Here is a 16,487-nt window from a genome sequence, read left to right as displayed (position 1 = left end):
CCATGTCACGACCCATGATCGCGCCGTCGATCCTGTCGGCGGACTTCGCCCGGCTCGCCGAGGAGGCGGCCGCCGTGAAGGGGGCCGACTGGCTGCACGTCGATGTGATGGACGCCCACTTCGTCCCGAATCTGACGCTGGGCCTACCGGTGGTGCAGAGTCTGCTGGCGGCCACCGACATCCCGATGGACTGCCATCTGATGATCGAGAACCCGGGCCGTTGGGCGCCGCCGTACGCCGAAGCGGGCGCCTACAACGTCACCTTCCACGCCGAGGCCACCGACAACCCCGTTGCGGTGGCCCGCGATATCCGCGCGGCCGGCGCCAAGGCCGGGCTCAGCGTCAAGCCGGGGACACCGCTGGAGCCCTATCTGGAGATCCTGCGAGACTTCGACACCCTGCTGGTGATGTCGGTGGAGCCGGGATTCGGCGGACAGGCCTTCATCCCCGAGGTACTGGGCAAGGTGCGGGCGGTGCGCAAGCTGGTCGACGCCGGGGAGTTGAGCATCCTGGTGGAGATCGACGGAGGCATCAACGCCGACACCGTGGAACAGGCCGCCGAGGCCGGCGTCGACTGTTTCGTCGCCGGCTCGGCCGTCTACAGCGCCGAGGACCCGGCCGCCGCGGTGGAATCGCTGCGTCGCCAGGCGCTCGCCGCGTCGCCACATCTGCGCGCATGAGCCCCGAAGGCGACGGCGAGAGAGGGACGAACGAGCAAGGAGCCGAGGCATGAGCCCCGAAGGCGACGGCGAGAGAGGGACGAACGAGCAAGGAGCCGAGGCATGAGCCCCGAAGGCGACGGCGAGAGAGGGACGAACGAGCAAGGAGCCGAGGCATGAGCCCCGAAGGCGACGGCGAGAGAGGGACGAACGAGCAAGGAGCCGAGGCATGAGCCCCGAAGGCGACGGCGAGAGAGGGACGAACGAGCAAGGAGCCGAGGCATGAGCGCCGAAGGCGACGGCGAGAGAGGGACGAACGAGCAAGGAGCCGAGGCATGAACAACGCCCCGGCCGCGACAGACGCCGCCGGCCTCGACGCCGCGATGCTGCTGGCTATCGAGCAGGGCCAGCGGGTCAAGGGCAGCACCTACCCCAACCCACCGGTCGGCGCCGTGATCCTGGACAGTGCCGGGAAGGTGGTCGGCGTAGGCGGAACCGGGCCGGTCGGTGAGGCCCACGCCGAGGTGGTCGCGCTGCGGCGGGCCGGTGAACTGGCCGCCGGCGGTACGGCCGTGGTCACACTGGAGCCGTGCAATCACCACGGCCGAACCCCGCCCTGCGTGGATGCGCTGCTGGCCGCCGGTGTAGCGCGGGTGGCCTATGCGGTGTCGGACCCCAATCCCGAGGCCGCGGGCGGGGCGGCGCGGCTGGCGGCGGCCGGAGTGCATGTGCTCTCCGGGGTTCAGGCCGACGCGGTGATCGCCGGGCCGCTGCGGGAATGGCTGCATAAGCAGCGCACCGGGTTACCGCACGTCACGTGGAAGTACGCCACCAGTATCGACGGGCGCAGCGCGGCCGCCGACGGATCCAGTCAGTGGATCACCAGTGAGGCCGCCCGGGCCGATCTGCACCGCCGCCGGGCGGCCGCCGACGCCATCGTGGTGGGTACCGGCACCGTGCTCGTCGACGATCCGACGCTGACCGCCCGGCGGCCCGACGGCACGCTGGCCGACCGGCAACCGCTGCGGGTGGTGGTGGGGGAGCGGGAGATCTCCGCGGACGCCCATGTGCTCAACGACGACTCGCGCACCATGGTGATCCGCACCCACGATCCGGCCGAGGTGTTGCGGGCGCTGTCGGACCGCACCGACGTGCTGCTGGAGGGTGGCCCCACACTGGCGGGGGCGTTCCTGCGGGCCGGGGCGATCGATCGGATCCTGGCCTATGTGGCGCCGATCCTGCTCGGCGGGCCGATTACCGCCGTCGACGATGTCGGCGTGCCCAGCATCGCTCGGGCGCTGCGCTGGCGGTTCGACACCGTAGAGCCGATCGGTCCGGATCTGCTGCTCAGCCTCGTGCCGCACTAGCGCCCTGCATCAGCACCGAAGTGCCCCCGCGCGGCGGGGTACTGCTCAGCGGGACAGGGTGGCCTCCGGCTCGGGCAATTCGGTGTCCTCGACGGAGTCCTTATTGCTGCCGATGAACAGCCCGAGGACGGCCCCCACCACACAGACCAGCGCGGTGATCCCGAAGATCTCGCCGTACATCATGGCGAATGCCAGCTTCGAGTTGTGCGCGGTCGCGGCCATCTTCTCGGCCAGGCTGCCGCCGGGGACCTTGGGGATGCCAGCCAGAATCTGGTTGAACCGATACAGCCCCCACGCCGACAGCGCGGCCAAACCGACCAGCATCCCGGTCATCCGGGCCACCACCACGCCGGAGGCGGCGATGCCGTGCTCGCGCGCCGGCACGGCCCGCATCACCGCCGATGTCAGGGGACCGATCACCAGGCCCAGCCCGAAGCCGGCCAGCATCTGGTCGGTGTCCAGGGCGGGCAGTGAGAACAGTCCGAAGAAATCATGCCGGTAGGCCAGCAGGTCGACCGGCCACTTCGAGATCAGCCAGTAGCCGCCGGCCGCGATCAACAACCCGACGAACGTCACCGACCGGTCGCCGGCCCGGGTCGCGATCCAGCCGCCCACCAGGGCGCCCACCGGCAGCGCGATCAGAAACCGCAGCAGCAGCCCGGCGGCCTCGTTCTGGGTCATTCCCAGCACGCCCTGACCGAACAGTTCGACGTCGACCAGCGTCACCATGAGTGCCGCGCCGGCGCACACCGAGGCCCCCAGCGCGGCCAGGAACGGCCCGAACCGGGCGCCGGTCGGGTCGATCAGCTTGGTGCGGGCGAACCGCTCCCACACCGCGAAGGCCACCGTGGCGACCAGAGCGGCGCCCAACACCGGCGGCCCCCAGTCCGGCAACGCCTGCTTGGCGTTGGGTTCGGGGTTGTAGAGGCCGACGACGGCTAGGCCCAGCGCGACCGCCAACAGCAGTCCGCCGACGACGTCGACGCGTTCCGGCGGCGCCCCGTCCGCTGCGGCGTCGGCCCGCGACGGCAGGCTGAAGTGGATCATCAGCATGGCGATCGCGGTCAGCGGCACGTTGATCCAGAACACGTCGCGCCAGTCCCGCAGCAGCCAGACGATGAAGATGCCGTACAGCGGACCGAGCACGCTGCCCAGCTCTTGGGCCGCGCCGATCCCGCCGAGCACCCCGGCCCGATTGCGTTGCGACCACAGGTCGGCGCCCAGGGCCAGGGTCACCGGCAGCAGGGCGCCGCTGGCGACACCCTGGATGGTGCGGCCCACCACCAGCATCGACAGGTCTGTCGCCAGCGCGGTCACCACCGAGCCGACGGCGAAGGTGCTCAGGCTGACCTGCAACAGCAGCTTGCGTCCGAAGCGGTCGGAGGCCCGGCCCAGCAGCGGCATCGCGGCGATGTAGCCGAGCAGATAGCAGGTGATGATCGGGGTGAGCTGCTGGATCTTGTTGATGGGGATGCCGACACCTGCGGGCTGCGGCGCCATGATGTCGCGCATGATCGTGACCACGACATAGGTGTCGAGGGCACCGAGCAGGACAGCCAGGCTGCCTGCGCTGATCGCGAGTCGGCGATTGACCCGCATCACGCTCCGGCCGGCTTCTCAACGGTGACCGGGGCGTTCCAGTTCGACAGCGTCATCTGGATCGAATTGCCCGCGCTGGGGTCGAGCTTGGCCTGAACCAGCTGGTGGTCGCCGTCCTCGGTGATCCAGACGGTGCACGGCGTCGGGGCGGTGGCCTTCAGCTGCGGTGCGAGCTTGTTCACCTCGTCGGCGGGTGCCTCACCGGTGACCCGGATCGTCTTGTGGCCGTCGATGGTGTCGCGGCCCTGCGATTTCGGGTCGTTCAGGTGCGCCAGCATGTTGGCCAGCCCCTTGTCGGGGCTCAGGATCGCGGCCACGTCGTAGATCTTCTCGGCGGCGCCGTAGTTGTCGTAGTCGTCGCCGGTGATCGCCGCATACAGGTCGCCGTCGATCACGATGAACTTGGCGTCGACGTCGCTGCCGAGCATGGTGATCGTCGTGCTGCCCTTGGCCGCGGTGGTCGGCTCGTTGGTCAGGTCACCTTCGAGGGTCTTGACCGGCAGGTTCTTGATCTGGCCGGTCACCGACAATGCCAGGTGCGCGCTCTTGAGGTCGGCAGTGGTGGAGGCGGACTCCTTGACCAGGGTCGTCGCGTCCGGCAGCGGGCCGCCGGCGTCCTTGCTGGAGCAGCCGGCGAACAGCGCGGCGGCGGTGGTGGCGGTGGCCAGAGCAATCAGAAGTCTGCGCATGGGGGACATCGTATAGAGGCCGCGGGGTGCGGGCAGGGCAGCGTGGTCAAGCTCGCTCCGCCGGCGCACCGACGATGAAGCTCACCGTGGTGGCGGTGCTGCCGCCGATGTTGAGCGTTCCGAATCTGCGCGCACCGGGCACCTGATAGTCACCGGCGTTGTCGCTGACCTGTTTCGCCGCGTCGACGAGCATCCGTATGCCGGTGGCCCCGACCGGATGTCCGCCGCCGATCAGCCCGCCGCTGGGGTTGATCGGCAGGCTTCCCCCGATGGCGATGTCGCCGTTTTCGATGGCCTTCCACGATTGCCCGGGCTCGGTGAGGCCGATGTGGTCGATCGCCAGGTACTCGCTGGGGGTGAAGCAGTCGTGGACCTCGAAGCCGTCCACGTCGTCGAGCGTCACCCGGGCGCGGTTGAACGCCTCCTGAACGGCCTGGTGCACATGCGGCATGACGTACGGCGATTCGTGGTCGCGTTGAAGTTTCTGCTGCAGGCCCAAACCGACCGTGCGCTGCCCCCACCCTTCGATGCGGGCCAGCGGTCGAATCCGCGGGTGGTCCCGCAGGTATCGGTCGCTGACGAGGACGAGGCCCGCGCCGCCGTCGGTGAGTTGGCTGCAGTCGTAACGCCGTAGCCGCCCCTCGACGATCGGATTGACCGCGTCGTCGTCTCCCTCGGCGGTGAGGTCGGGCAACGTCCAGGCGCGGGTCTGGGCGTTCGGGTTTCGCCGCGCATTACCCAGGTTGGTGGTGGCGATGCTGCGCAGGTGGGCCTCGTCGAGGCCGTAGCGACGGTCGTATTCGTCGGCGACCTGCGAGAACACGCTGGCCCACACGTTGTTGGCATCGGCTCCTTCGTGCCCGGCCCAGGCCGCCGCGCCCAGATGGGCTGCCCCGACGTCGCTGGGAACCGTGCGTTCCAGCTCCAGTCCGACGACCAGCGCCACGTCGTGGAAACCCGCGGCGAGGTCGGCGATCGCCGCGCGGGTGGCCACGCTTCCCGAGGCGCAGGCGGCCTCGTGCCGGGACGCCGGGGTGCCCCACAGTGCCGGGTCGACGGTGGCCGGCATCGCCCCGAGATGTCCCTGGCCGGCGAAGAGTTCGCCGAACGCGTTGCCGACGTGAACGACATCGACATCGGCGGCGGCCAGTCCGGCAGTGCCGAGGGTGGCCGCGACGACCTCATCGGCCAGGTCGGCGTAGTCGCGGCCCTCGCGGGAGAGATTGCGGCCGAAATCGCTTTGATACGCGCCGATGATCCAGACGGCTGGGTCCATCCGTGCTTCCCCTTCGCAGGCTGAGGGTCGGAGATCACCGGCATCCTACAATTGACAGAGTAACTCTGACAACTGTACTTTCACCTGGCGGGACGCGGAACTCGTTCCCCCGGGACGCCCGATTCTTGGAGGCAGCATGAAATCCGAGCTGATCACGACCTTCGCCTCGACGTTGCCGGCCGACGACGACCATCCCTATCGCACCGGGCCGTGGCGTCCCCAGCGCAATGAGTGGCGGGCCGACGATCTGGAGGTCGTGCAGGGCCGGGTGCCCGACGACCTCGACGGGGTGTATCTGCGCAACACCGAGAATCCGCTGCACCCGCCCGCGCAGCACTATCACCCCTTCGACGGCGACGGAATGATCCACAGCGTCGAGTTCTGCAACGGGAAAGCCAACTACCGCAACCGGTTCGTGCGCACCGACGGGTTTCGCGCCGACAACGAGGCCGGCGCTTCACTGTGGGCGGGGTTCATCGAATCACCGGCGGATGCCACCAGAACCGACGGCTGGGGTGCGCGGCGGCGGATGAAGGATGCGTCGAGCACCGACGTGGTCGTACACCGGGGAATGGCGCTGACCAGTTTCTACATGTGCGGCGACCTGTATCGGGTGGATCCCTACACCGCGGAGACGCTGGGCAAGGAGACCTGGCACGGACAGATCCCGGACTGGGGGGTTTCGGCGCATCCCAAGGTCGACCCGGTCACCGGCGAGCTGCTGTTCTTCAGCTACAGCAAGGACGCGCCCCACCTGCGCTATGGGGCGGTCGACAAAGACGGCAACCTGATGCACCTGACCGACGTCGAGCTGCCCGGGCCCCGGTTGCCTCACGACATGGCCTTCACCGAAAACTACGTGATCCTCAACGACTTCCCGTTGTTCTGGGATGCCGAGCTGCTCAAGAACGATTTTCACGTTCCGCGGTTCCACCGCGACATCCCGTCACGTTTCGCGGTGGTGCCGCGCCGCGGAGACCTGTCCAAGGTCGTGTGGTTCGAGACCGAACCGACGTATGCCCTGCATTTCACCAACGCCTACGAGGACGGTGACGAGATCGTGCTCGACGGGTTCTTCCAGGGCAACCCGTCGCCCTCACCGAAGGGGGCTCGCTCGTTGGAGGAGGCGGCGTTTCGGTGGCTGGCGCTGGACGGGTTCGAATCGCAGCTGCATCGCTGGCGGTTCAACCTCGCAACCGGCAAGGCCACCGAGCAGCGACTCAGCGACCACTTCACCGAATTCGGCATGATCAACGCCGACCGGCAGACCCGCGACTACCGCTACGTCTACGCCGCGACCGGCGTGCCGGGCTGGTTCCTGTTCAACGGTCTAGTCAAGCACGATCTGCAGACCGGCTCCGAGGAGCGGATCTCCTTCGGCGACGGGGTTTTCGGCAGCGAGACACCGATGGCGCCCCGGGTCGGGTCGACCGGTGAGGACGACAACTACCTGGTTACCCTGACAACCGACATGAACGAAGACGCCTCCTACTGCGTAGTGTTCGACGCGGCCCGGATCAGCGACGGGCCGGTCTGCAAGCTGCGGTTGCCCGAACGCATCTGCAGTGGCACCCATTCCACCTGGGTGCCCGGTTCCGAACTCCGGCAGTCGCGTAGCCCGCGATGAGCCGGCGCCCGCGTGCCGGCGACTCGCCCAGTCGCAGCATCGACGACCCGGGCCCGCCGTTTGAGCTGGAACCGGGTCAGACCAACGCCATCGGGCGCATGCTCGCGCTGCTCGGCGACGAATGGACCTTGTTGCTTGTCCGTGAATCGCTGCTCGGGGCAACCCGTTTCAGTGATTTTGCGCACCTGCCGATCTCCAATGCGGTGTTGACCGCCCGGCTGCAGGCCATGGTGCGCGACGGCCTGCTGCAGCGGCAGATCTACCAGCAGCAGCCGCTGCGGGCCGGTTATCTCGCCACCGCGCAATGTCGACAGCTGTGGGCGGTTCTGGTGTCTATCTGGCACTGGGAACGGACCTGGGTCGACGATCAGGTCGACGCCCTACCCGCCATGCATCACCGCGCCTGTGACCAGGATTTCGCGCCCGCACTGAGCTGCCGACACTGTCGGGGTGTGGCCGAGGTCACCGACATCGAGGCCCGGTGGGGCCCGAGCGGCACCTGGCAGCGCTCGGTGCCCCGGGCCACCACCCGCCGGCGACTGCGGTCCGGGGCCGCCGACGAAGCGGGCTTGTTCCCGCAGACCATGGCAATCTTCGGTAGCCGGTGGTCCGCGGCGATCATCGGGGCCGCGTTCATGGGCACCCGCCGATTCGGTGATTTCCAGACCCGACTCGATGCCCCCGCCGCGCTGATCGCCGACCGGCTCAAGGTGTTCTGCCAGATCGGTGTCCTGCAGGCGGCGGCGCACCCGAAACGGTCGGACTGGTCTGAATACCATCTGACCCCGAAAGGGCTGGCGTTCTACCCGGTGATCGCCACCGCCATTCATTGGGCCCAGGCCAACTACACCGGCGCGGAGGGCCCCGCCCTGCGGCAGACCCACCTCCGATGCGGGCACGAGTTCGTCCCGCTGCTGGCCTGCGATCAATGCTCAACAACTCTGGCCGCCAACAGTATTGAGGTGGTGCCGCGTCGGGGTGAGCCGATCGAACTCGGCGCAGCGCGGTGAAACCGGCCGTGGATCGAATGGCTTCCGGTGAACCGAACCCCACCGGACAGGCCGCCTCGGCGCCTTTGGGCGCGCCTGCGATCACCGCTAGCCTGAGGTGATGTTCACCGGAATCGTCGAGGAACTCGGGGAGCTGGTCAGCCGAGACGAGCTGACCGATGCTGCGCGACTGGTCATCCAGGGGCCCACGGTGGCCTCCGACGCCCGACACGGCGATTCGATCGCCGTCAACGGGGTGTGCCTGACCGTGGTCGAGGTGCTGTCCGGCGGCAGGTTCTCCGCCGACGTGATGCGCGAGACGCTGGAGCGCTCCAGCCTGGGGTCATTGCAGGTCGGGGGTGCGGTGAACCTGGAGCGTGCGGCTGCACTGGGCAGCCGCCTGGGCGGGCACATCGTGCAGGGCCATGTCGACGGCACAGGGCGGGTAGTGGCCCGGACACCCGCACAGCACTGGGAGGTGGTGCGCGTCGCGCTGCCCGCGGCGCTGGCCCGCTACGTGGTGGAGAAGGGGTCGATCACCGTCGACGGCGTCTCGCTGACCGTCGCCGGTCTAGGATGTGATCCAGATCACTATTTCGAGGTTTCGTTGATCCCCACCACGCTGGAGCTGACCACGCTGGGCCGGGCCCCGGTCGGTACGCTGGTCAATCTCGAAGTGGACGTCATCGCCAAATACGTCGAGCGGCTGGTGACGAATCCCGCTGGATGAGTCACGCGGCAAACCCCGGGCCCGGGGTGGTTCATACTGAATGGGCGGGTTACGCCGACCGGCTGGCCCCTGATGGCGAACGCAAGGTGGCATAGATGACGAAGTTGGACACCGTCGAGCGGGCGGTTGCCGACATCGCGGCCGGTAAAGCCGTCGTCGTCATCGACGACGAGGACCGGGAGAACGAAGGCGACCTGATCTTCGCCGCCGAGAAGGCCACCCCGGAACTGGTGGCGTTCATGGTGCGCTACACCTCCGGATATCTGTGCGTTCCGCTGGATGGCGCCATCTGCGACCGGCTGGGCCTGCTGCCGATGTACGCGGTGAACCAGGACAAGCACGGTACCGCCTACACCGTCACCGTGGACGCCAAGAACAATGTGGGGACCGGGATTTCGGCTTCGGACCGGGCGACGACGATGCGGCTGCTGGCCGATCCCGGCAGTGCCGCCGACGATTTCACCCGGCCCGGTCACGTGGTGCCGTTGCGCGCCAAGGACGGCGGGGTGCTGCGTCGGCCGGGTCACACCGAGGCCGCCGTCGACCTGGCCCGGATGGCGGGTCTGCAGCCGGCCGGTGCCATCTGCGAGATCGTCAGCCAAAAGGACGAGGGCGCGATGGCCCAGACCGACGAGCTGCGGATCTTCGCCGACGAGCACGGCCTGGCACTGATCTCCATCGCCGACATGATCGAGTGGCGCCGCAAGCACGAGAAGCACATCGAGCGCGTCGCCGAAGCTCGCATCCCGACCCGCCACGGCGAGTTCCGGGCGGTCGGTTACACCAGCATCTATGAGGACGTCGAGCACGTGGCGCTGGTCCGCGGGGAGATCGCCGGTCCGCACCACGACGGTGACGATGTGCTGGTCCGGGTGCACTCGGAGTGCCTGACCGGCGACGTCTTCGGGTCGCGGCGCTGCGACTGCGGGCCGCAGCTCGACGCCGCGCTGGCGATGGTGGCCCATGAGGGCCGCGGGGTGGTGCTCTACATGCGCGGGCACGAGGGCCGCGGCATCGGGCTGCTGCACAAGCTGCAGGCCTACCAGCTGCAGGACGCCGGCGACGACACCGTCGACGCCAACCTCAAGCTGGGACTGCCGGCCGACGCGCGCGACTACGGGATCGGAGCGCAGATCCTGGTGGATCTCGGGGTCCGTTCGATGCGCCTGCTCACCAACAACCCTGCCAAGCGGGTCGGGCTCGACGGCTACGGGCTGCACATCATCGAGCGGGTGCCGCTGCCGGTACGGGCCAATGCCGAGAACATCCGCTACCTGATGACCAAGCGTGACCGGATGGGTCACGATCTGACCGGGCTGGAGGACTTCGACGAGTCCGCGAACCTGCCGGGCGAATTCGGTGGAGCACTGTGAGCCGCGCTGTCGACGATGCCGAGCGCAGCGAGGCTGAGGAGCAGCGCCAGTGAGCGGTACCGGCGTGCCGGACATGCCGGCGCTCGATGCCTCCGGTGTGCGCCTGGCGATCGTGGCCAGCACCTGGCATGCCCGGATCTGTGACGCCCTGCTGGCCGGCGCCCGCAAGGTGGCCGCCGACGCCGGTGTCGCCGAACCCACGGTGGTGCGGGTGCTCGGGGCGATCGAGATCCCGGTGGTGGCCCAGGAGGTGGCCCGCAACCACGACGCGGTTGTCGCGTTGGGAGTGGTGATCCGAGGTGGCACACCGCATTTCGACTATGTTTGCGACGCGGTGACACAGGGCCTGACCCGGGTGTCGCTGGACGCGGCGACACCGGTGGCCAACGGAGTGCTCACCGTCAACGACGAGCAGCAGGCGCTGGATCGCGCCGGGCTGCCCGGTTCATCAGAGGACAAGGGCGCCCAAGCGGCGGCCGCCGCGCTGAGTACGGCGCTGACCCTGCGCGACCTTCGCGCCGCACTGTGACGCCCCCGTCGGGGTCCCCGCAGTGGGATCTGCAGGTGCGTCCGCGGCTGATGCGGATCGGCTTGTGGAGCGCCGCGGTCCTGATCGTCGCAATCCACGTCGTGGTGAGCTTTCTGCTGACGATCCGCTCCAGCGGGGTGATCTTTCGTACCTACGACCGGGTGGCCGTCGTGGTGCTGGGCATCATCGTGGCCGGCTCGCTGCTGCTGTTCGCGCGCGCCCGGGTGCGGGCGGGCGCATCCGGAGTGTCGGTGCGTAATGCGCTCGGGGACCGGCTGATCCCCTGGGAGCAGGTCCTCGGGGTGTCCTTCCCACTGGGCAAGCGCTGGGCCCGGCTGGAGCTGCCCGACGACGAATACATTCCGCTGGTCGCCATCCAGTCCGCCGACAAGGAGCGTGCGGTGCAGGCCATGCGGGAGTTGCGGGCCCTGGTCGCGCGCTACCGGCCATCTGACACACCGCCCGACGGGGTGTAATGGCAACTCCGCTTCGCCCGGCTCCGTCGCGCTTGCGATCGTCGCGGCCTGATGGCGACGATCCGCTTCGCCCGACTCCGTCGCGCTTGCGATCGTCGCTAGCCTGGTAGCCGTGCCAGACCCCGCGACCTATCGCCCGGCGCCCGGCTCCATTCCCGTCGAGCCCGGTGTCTACCGGTTCGTCGACCCGCACGGGCGGGTCATTTACGTGGGCAAGGCGAAAAGCCTGCGGTCACGGCTGACGTCGTACTTCGCCGACATCGCCGGCCTGCATCCGCGCACCCGCCAGATGGTGACCACCGCAGCCAAGGTCGAGTGGACGGTGGTCAACACCGAAGTCGAGGCCCTGCAGCTGGAATACAACTGGATCAAGGAGTTCGACCCGCGGTTCAACGTCCGCTACCGCGACGACAAGACCTATCCGGTGCTGGCGGTCACCCTCAACGAGGAGTACCCGCGGCTGATGGTCTACCGCGGACCGCGACGCAAGGGGGTGCGCTACTTCGGCCCGTACTCGCACGCCTGGGCGATCCGCGAAACCCTGGACCTGCTGCTGCGGGTGTTTCCGGCCCGCACCTGCTCGGCCGGGGTGTTCAAGCGCCACCAGCAGATCGGCCGGCCCTGCCTGCTGGGCTACATCGGCAAATGCGCGGCACCGTGTATCGGGCGGGTCAGCGCCGAGGAGCATCGGCGGATCGTGGACGACTTCTGCGACTTTCTGGCCGGCAAGACCGACCGGCTGGTCCGCAGCCTCGAACAGGAGATGCTGACCGCCTCCGATCAGCTCGATTTCGAGCGGGCCGCGCGGTTGCGCGACGACGTGTCGGCGCTGAAACGGGCCCTGGAGAAGCAGGCCGTGGTGCTCGGCGACGGCACCGACGCCGACGTGGTGGCGTTCGCCGACGACGAGCTGGAGGCGGCGGTCCAGGTGTTCCACGTGCGCGGCGGGCGGGTGCGCGGCCAGCGCGGCTGGATTGTCGAAAAGCCCGGCGACCCTGGCGATGCGGAGAATTCCCTGGGGCGCCTTGTCGAGCAGTTCGTCACCCAGTTCTACGGCGACCAGGCCGAACTGGAGGGCTCCGCCGACGAGCCGGCCAATCCGGTGCCCCGCGAGGTGCTGGTGCCGTGTCTTCCGGCCAACGCCGACGAGTTGATCAGCTGGCTGTCGGACCTGCGGGGTTCACGCGTGTCGCTGCGGGTGCCGTTGCGCGGCGACAAACGTGCACTGGCCGAGACCGTCGAGAGAAACGCCAAAGAGGCGCTGCAACAACACAAGTTGAAGCGGGCCGGAGATTTCACTGCCAGATCCGCTGCGCTGCAGAACATTCAGGAATCCCTGGGCCTCGCCGACGCGCCGCTGCGGATCGAATGCGTGGACATCAGTCACGTGCAGGGCACCGACGTGGTCGGATCCCTGGTGGTATTCGAGGACGGATTGCCCCGCAAGTCGGACTATCGGCACTTCGCGATCCGGGAGGCTGCCGGCGAAGGCCGTTCCGACGACGTAGCCTCGATCGCCGAGGTGACCCGCCGCCGGTTCCGTCGGCACCTGGACCCCGAAGTGTTTGCCCCGGAAGGAAAATCGCGGAAATTCGCCTACCCGCCGAACCTCTACGTGGTGGACGGCGGCGCTCCGCAGGTCAATGCCGCGGCGGCGGTGCTCGCCGAGCTCGGCATCACCGACGTCGCTACCATCGGCCTGGCCAAGCGACTGGAGGAGGTGTGGGTGCCCTCGGAACCCGACCCGATCATCCTCCCCAGGCAGAGCGAGGGCCTGTATCTGTTGCAGCGGATCCGCGACGAAGCGCACCGGTTCGCCATCACCTACCATCGCAGCAAACGGTCCAAGCGGATGACCGCGTCGGTGCTGGACGCGGTGCCGGGCCTGGGCGAGCACCGGCGGAAGGTGCTGATCTCGCATTTCGGCTCGGTGGCACGACTGAAAAGGGCTACCGTCGAGGAACTCACCTCGATCCCGGGAATAGGCGCGGCGACCGCGGCGGCTGTTCTCGAGGCGTTGGGAGCCGACGGCGCGGCGGGTGCCGCTGAACAGCAACGGATGTCGGGATGACCAGGGAAGCACCGAAGGGCGTGCGGGAACGCGATGTCGCCGGGCCCGGAGACGGCGCCGGCATCGACGTGGTGCTGGTCACCGGGCTGTCCGGCGCGGGGCGCGGCACCGCGGCCAAGGTGCTCGAGGATCTGGGCTGGTACGTCGCCGACAACCTGCCGCCGGACCTGATCACCCGGATGGTGGACCTGGGTCTGGCTGCGGGCTCCCGGATCACACAGTTGGCGGTGGTGATGGATGTGCGCTCGGCCGGTTTCACCGGAGACCTCGACTCGGTGCGCAACGACCTGGCCACGCGGGGGATCAACCCCCGGGTGCTGTTCATGGAGGCCGGCGACGACGTGCTGATCCGCCGCTACGAACACAACCGCCGCAGTCATCCGTTGCAGGGTCAACAGACCCTGGCCGAGGGGATCGCCGCCGAGCGGGTCATGCTGGCACCGGTCCGCGCGGTGGCCGACCTGGTCATCGACACCTCGGTGCTCAGCGTGCGCGAGCTGCGGGAGAGCATCGAGGAGATGTTCGGCGGGGACGCCGTCACGGCTCCCACGTCCATAACGGTCGAGTCATTCGGCTTCAAGTACGGCCTGCCGATGGACGCCGACATGGTGATGGACGTGCGGTTTTTGCCCAACCCGCACTGGGTCGACGAACTGCGCCCGCACACCGGTCAGCATCCGGCGGTGCGCGACTACGTGCTGAGCCAGCCGGGTGCGGACGAATTCCTCGAGGCCTACCATCGGCTGCTGTCTCTGGTGGTGGGCGGCTATCGACGAGAGGGAAAGCGATACATGACCGTGGCCATCGGGTGTACCGGCGGCAAACACCGCAGTGTCGCCATCGCCGAGGCGCTGGCGACGCTGCTGGACACCGAGGATGACAAGCACGAGCTGTCGGTGCGGGTGCTGCACCGGGATCTGGGCCGCGAATGAGTTGCGCCGGCGACGATGCAGTGGGGGCACGCCCCCTCGCCGCTGTGCGGCTGGGGGTTTCCCCACCCGCTTGCGGGGGACGGGGCTTGCGGAGCGATGAGGAGGAGCGGCGCCAATGAGTGTGGAGCCCGCCCACGGCAACCCGAGCATCGTGGCGCTCGGCGGCGGGCACGGCCTGTACGCGACACTGTCGGCCGCCCGCAGGCTGACCCCGCACGTCACCGCGGTGGTCACCGTCGCCGATGACGGCGGCTCCTCGGGCCGGTTGCGCAGTGAGCTGGACGTGGTACCGCCGGGGGACTTGCGGATGGCGCTGGCGGCGCTGGCCTCCGACACCCCCACCGGGCAGCTGTGGGCGACCATCCTGCAGCACCGGTTCGGTGGCACCGGCGCACTGGCCGGCCACCCGATCGGCAACCTGTTGCTGGCCGGCCTCAACGAGGTGCTAGCCGACCCGGTGGCGGCCCTCGACGAACTCGGCCGGATGCTCGGTGTCAAGGGGCGGGTGCTGCCGATGTGCCCGATCGCGCTGCAGATCGAAGCCGACGTGTCCGGCCTGGACGCCGACCCACGCCTGTTCGGGGTGATCCGGGGCCAGGTGGCGATCGCGACCACACCGGGCAAGGTGCGCCGGGTGCGGCTGCTGCCGGGCAATCCGCCGGCCACGCGGCAAGCCGTCGACGCCATCATGTCCGCGGACCTGGTGGTACTCGGTCCGGGCTCGTGGTTCACCAGCGTGATCCCGCACCTGCTGGTGCCGGGGCTGGCATCTGCGCTGCAGACCACCTCCGCCCGGCGCGCCCTGGTGCTCAACCTGGTCGCCGAACCGGGGGAGACCGCCGGGTTCTCGGTGGAGCGGCACCTGCACGTATTGGCCCAGCATGCCCCCGATTTCACCGTCGACCACATCATCATCGACGCCGAACGGGTGCCCAGTGAGCGGGAACGCGAGCAGTTGCGCCGGGCTGCGACGTTGTTCGCTGCCGAGGTTCGGTTCGTCGACGTGGCCCGACCTGGTACACCTTTACATGACCCAGGAAAGTTGGCGGCGGCGCTGGACGGGGTTCGGCACGGCGGTTCGTCGCCGCTGACGATCCCGACACCGGTCGCGACACCGACCGAGGGCGGGGGCCGGCAATCCGGCGTGAGTGGACCGAGCGGGCTCGGGCCGGGAGGTGACAAGTCGTGGCGATGACGGCTGAAGTCAAGGACGAGCTGAGCCGTCTCGTGGTGAGCTCGGTCTCGGCGCGGCGCGCCGAGGTCGCGGCGTTGCTGCGCTTCGCCGGCGGGCTGCACATCGTGGCGGGCCGGGTGGTGGTCGAAGCCGAGGTGGATCTGGGTGTCATCGCGCGCAGATTGCGCAAGGACATCTTCGACCTGTACGGCTACAACGCGATCGTGCATGTGCTGTCGGCGAGCGGTATGCGCAAGAACACCCGCTACGTGCTGCGGGTCACCAAGGACGGCGAAGCGCTGGCCCGCCAGACCGGCTTGCTGGACTTGCGTGGCCGGCCGGTGCGCGGGCTGCCCGCCCAGGTCGTCGGCGGCAGCGTCGCCGACGCCGAAGCCGCTTGGCGGGGCGCGTTTTTGGCCCACGGATCGCTGACCGAGCCCGGCCGGTCCTCGGCGCTGGAGGTCGGGTGCCCCGGCCCGGAGGCGGCTCTGGCGCTGGTCGGCGCGGCACGGCGGCTCGGGGTCAGCGCGAAGGCCCGCGAGGTGCGCGGGGCGGACCGTGTGGTGGTGCGCGACGGCGAGGCGATCGGCGCGTTGCTGACCAGGATGGGCGCCCAGGACACCCGGCTGGTCTGGGAGGAGCGCCGGATCCGCCGCGAGGTACGCGCGACCGCCAACCGGCTGGCCAACTTCGACGACGCCAACCTGCGGCGCTCGGCTCGGGCCGCGGTGGCGGCGGCCGCCCGGGTGGAACGTGCGTTGGACATTCTCGGCGACACCGTGCCCGACCATCTGGCCTCGGCCGGCAAGCTGCGGGTGGAGCACCGGCAGGCTTCGCTGGAGGAGCTGGGCCGGCTGGCCGATCCGCCGATGACCAAAGACGCGGTGGCGGGACGTATTCGGCGGCTGCTGTCGATGGCCGACCGCAAGGCCAAGCAGGACGGTGTCCCCGACACCGAGTCCGCCGTGACCCCGGAGCTGCTGGAAGACGCCTGAG

Annotated in this window: 15 protein-coding genes; 12 read left to right on the top strand and 3 right to left on the bottom strand. The window is 69.0% G+C overall.

Annotated features, from left to right (window positions below):
• Positions 1-2: 2 nt before the first annotated feature.
• Both rpe and ribD read left to right on the top strand, forming a co-directional pair.
• Positions 3-680 carry a ribulose-phosphate 3-epimerase gene (gene rpe / locus BST28_RS01170; protein WP_019738289.1) on the top strand — a complete coding sequence of 226 codons (678 nt, stop codon included), beginning with the start codon at positions 3-5 and terminating at the stop codon, positions 678-680.
• 314 nt (positions 681-994) lie between these two features.
• Complete coding sequence (gene ribD, locus BST28_RS01165; RefSeq protein WP_083079524.1) at positions 995-2,026, top strand: bifunctional diaminohydroxyphosphoribosylaminopyrimidine deaminase/5-amino-6-(5-phosphoribosylamino)uracil reductase RibD; 1,032 nt, start codon at positions 995-997, stop codon at positions 2,024-2,026.
• A gap of 45 nt (positions 2,027-2,071) precedes the next feature.
• On the opposite strand, the gene BST28_RS01160 is transcribed toward ribD, so the two are convergent.
• From BST28_RS01160 to BST28_RS01150, 3 genes are read right to left on the bottom strand one after another with little or no spacing between them, the layout of a single operon-like run.
• Complete coding sequence (locus BST28_RS01160) at positions 2,072-3,625, bottom strand: MFS transporter (RefSeq protein WP_065288480.1); 1,554 nt, start codon at positions 3,623-3,625, stop codon at positions 2,072-2,074.
• The gene (locus tag BST28_RS01155) at positions 3,625-4,323 is read right to left on the bottom strand and encodes an LppX_LprAFG lipoprotein (protein ID WP_029249529.1); all 699 of its coding nucleotides are present in this window, start codon (positions 4,321-4,323) and stop codon (positions 3,625-3,627) included. Before BST28_RS01155 ends, BST28_RS01160 begins: the two co-directional genes overlap by 1 nt.
• A 37-nt stretch (positions 4,324-4,360) precedes the next feature.
• The gene (locus BST28_RS01150; protein ID WP_083079521.1) at positions 4,361-5,590 is read right to left on the bottom strand and encodes an acetyl-CoA acetyltransferase; all 1,230 of its coding nucleotides are present in this window, start codon (positions 5,588-5,590) and stop codon (positions 4,361-4,363) included.
• A gap of 136 nt (positions 5,591-5,726) precedes the next feature.
• On the opposite strand from BST28_RS01150, the gene BST28_RS01145 reads away from it, so the two are divergent.
• From BST28_RS01145 to whiA, 10 genes are all read left to right on the top strand, one after another.
• Positions 5,727-7,217, top strand: a complete 1,491-nt coding sequence (locus tag BST28_RS01145) for a carotenoid oxygenase family protein (RefSeq protein WP_083079519.1) — start codon at positions 5,727-5,729, stop codon at positions 7,215-7,217.
• On the top strand, positions 7,214-8,227 hold the full coding sequence (locus tag BST28_RS01140; protein WP_083079517.1) for a winged helix-turn-helix transcriptional regulator: 1,014 nt from the start codon (positions 7,214-7,216) through the stop codon (positions 8,225-8,227). Before BST28_RS01145 ends, BST28_RS01140 begins: the two co-directional genes overlap by 4 nt.
• Before the next feature lie 100 nt (positions 8,228-8,327).
• Complete coding sequence (locus BST28_RS01135; protein ID WP_065288476.1) at positions 8,328-8,936, top strand: riboflavin synthase; 609 nt, start codon at positions 8,328-8,330, stop codon at positions 8,934-8,936.
• A gap of 95 nt (positions 8,937-9,031) precedes the next feature.
• Positions 9,032-10,309, top strand: coding sequence for a bifunctional 3,4-dihydroxy-2-butanone-4-phosphate synthase/GTP cyclohydrolase II (locus tag BST28_RS01130; protein ID WP_065288475.1), 1,278 nt, complete (start codon positions 9,032-9,034; stop codon positions 10,307-10,309).
• A gap of 73 nt (positions 10,310-10,382) precedes the next feature.
• Complete coding sequence (ribH, locus tag BST28_RS01125) at positions 10,383-10,838, top strand: 6,7-dimethyl-8-ribityllumazine synthase (protein ID WP_043336893.1); 456 nt, start codon at positions 10,383-10,385, stop codon at positions 10,836-10,838.
• Positions 10,835-11,314 (top strand): PH domain-containing protein, encoded by a 480-nt coding sequence (locus BST28_RS01120; protein ID WP_205634612.1) that lies wholly within the window; start codon positions 10,835-10,837, stop codon positions 11,312-11,314. Before ribH ends, BST28_RS01120 begins: the two co-directional genes overlap by 4 nt.
• Before the next feature lie 112 nt (positions 11,315-11,426).
• Complete coding sequence (uvrC, locus tag BST28_RS01115; protein WP_083079515.1) at positions 11,427-13,385, top strand: excinuclease ABC subunit UvrC; 1,959 nt, start codon at positions 11,427-11,429, stop codon at positions 13,383-13,385.
• Positions 13,382-14,317, top strand: coding sequence for an RNase adapter RapZ (gene rapZ, locus BST28_RS01110; protein WP_083079513.1), 936 nt, complete (start codon positions 13,382-13,384; stop codon positions 14,315-14,317). Before uvrC ends, rapZ begins: the two co-directional genes overlap by 4 nt.
• Positions 14,318-14,432: 115 nt before the next feature.
• Positions 14,433-15,512: a gluconeogenesis factor YvcK family protein gene (locus BST28_RS01105; RefSeq protein ID WP_019737478.1), complete on the top strand. Its 1,080-nt coding sequence runs from the start codon at positions 14,433-14,435 to the stop codon at positions 15,510-15,512.
• Positions 15,503-16,486 carry a DNA-binding protein WhiA gene (gene whiA, locus BST28_RS01100; RefSeq protein ID WP_526022677.1) on the top strand — a complete coding sequence of 328 codons (984 nt, stop codon included), beginning with the start codon at positions 15,503-15,505 and terminating at the stop codon, positions 16,484-16,486. The genes BST28_RS01105 and whiA overlap by 10 nt, the downstream gene beginning before the upstream one ends.
• Position 16,487: the final 1 nt, after the last annotated feature.

This window comes from Mycolicibacter kumamotonensis (assembly GCF_002086285.1).
Taxonomy (GTDB): Bacteria; Actinomycetota; Actinomycetes; order Mycobacteriales; family Mycobacteriaceae; genus Mycobacterium; species Mycobacterium kumamotonense.
This window is presented reverse-complemented; position numbering and strand designations above follow the sequence as displayed.

Excerpts from the sequence above, each read along its gene's own strand:
- rpe (WP_019738289.1), top strand. The coding sequence starts at position 3 with ATGTCACGACCCATGATCGCGCCGTCGATCCTGTCGGCGGACTTCGCC.
- BST28_RS01135 (WP_065288476.1), top strand. The coding sequence starts at position 8,328 with ATGTTCACCGGAATCGTCGAGGAACTCGGGGAGCTGGTCAGCCGAGAC.
- BST28_RS01155 (WP_029249529.1), bottom strand. The coding sequence starts at position 4,323 with ATGTCCCCCATGCGCAGACTTCTGATTGCTCTGGCCACCGCCACCACC.
- BST28_RS01140 (WP_083079517.1), top strand. The coding sequence starts at position 7,214 with ATGAGCCGGCGCCCGCGTGCCGGCGACTCGCCCAGTCGCAGCATCGAC.
- ribD (WP_083079524.1), top strand. The coding sequence starts at position 995 with ATGAACAACGCCCCGGCCGCGACAGACGCCGCCGGCCTCGACGCCGCG.
- BST28_RS01150 (WP_083079521.1), bottom strand. The coding sequence starts at position 5,590 with ATGGACCCAGCCGTCTGGATCATCGGCGCGTATCAAAGCGATTTCGGC.
- ribH (WP_043336893.1), top strand. The coding sequence starts at position 10,383 with ATGCCGGCGCTCGATGCCTCCGGTGTGCGCCTGGCGATCGTGGCCAGC.
- rapZ (WP_083079513.1), top strand. The coding sequence starts at position 13,382 with ATGACCAGGGAAGCACCGAAGGGCGTGCGGGAACGCGATGTCGCCGGG.
- BST28_RS01160 (WP_065288480.1), bottom strand. The coding sequence starts at position 3,625 with ATGCGGGTCAATCGCCGACTCGCGATCAGCGCAGGCAGCCTGGCTGTC.
- BST28_RS01130 (WP_065288475.1), top strand. The coding sequence starts at position 9,032 with ATGACGAAGTTGGACACCGTCGAGCGGGCGGTTGCCGACATCGCGGCC.
- BST28_RS01105 (WP_019737478.1), top strand. The coding sequence starts at position 14,433 with ATGAGTGTGGAGCCCGCCCACGGCAACCCGAGCATCGTGGCGCTCGGC.
- BST28_RS01145 (WP_083079519.1), top strand. The coding sequence starts at position 5,727 with ATGAAATCCGAGCTGATCACGACCTTCGCCTCGACGTTGCCGGCCGAC.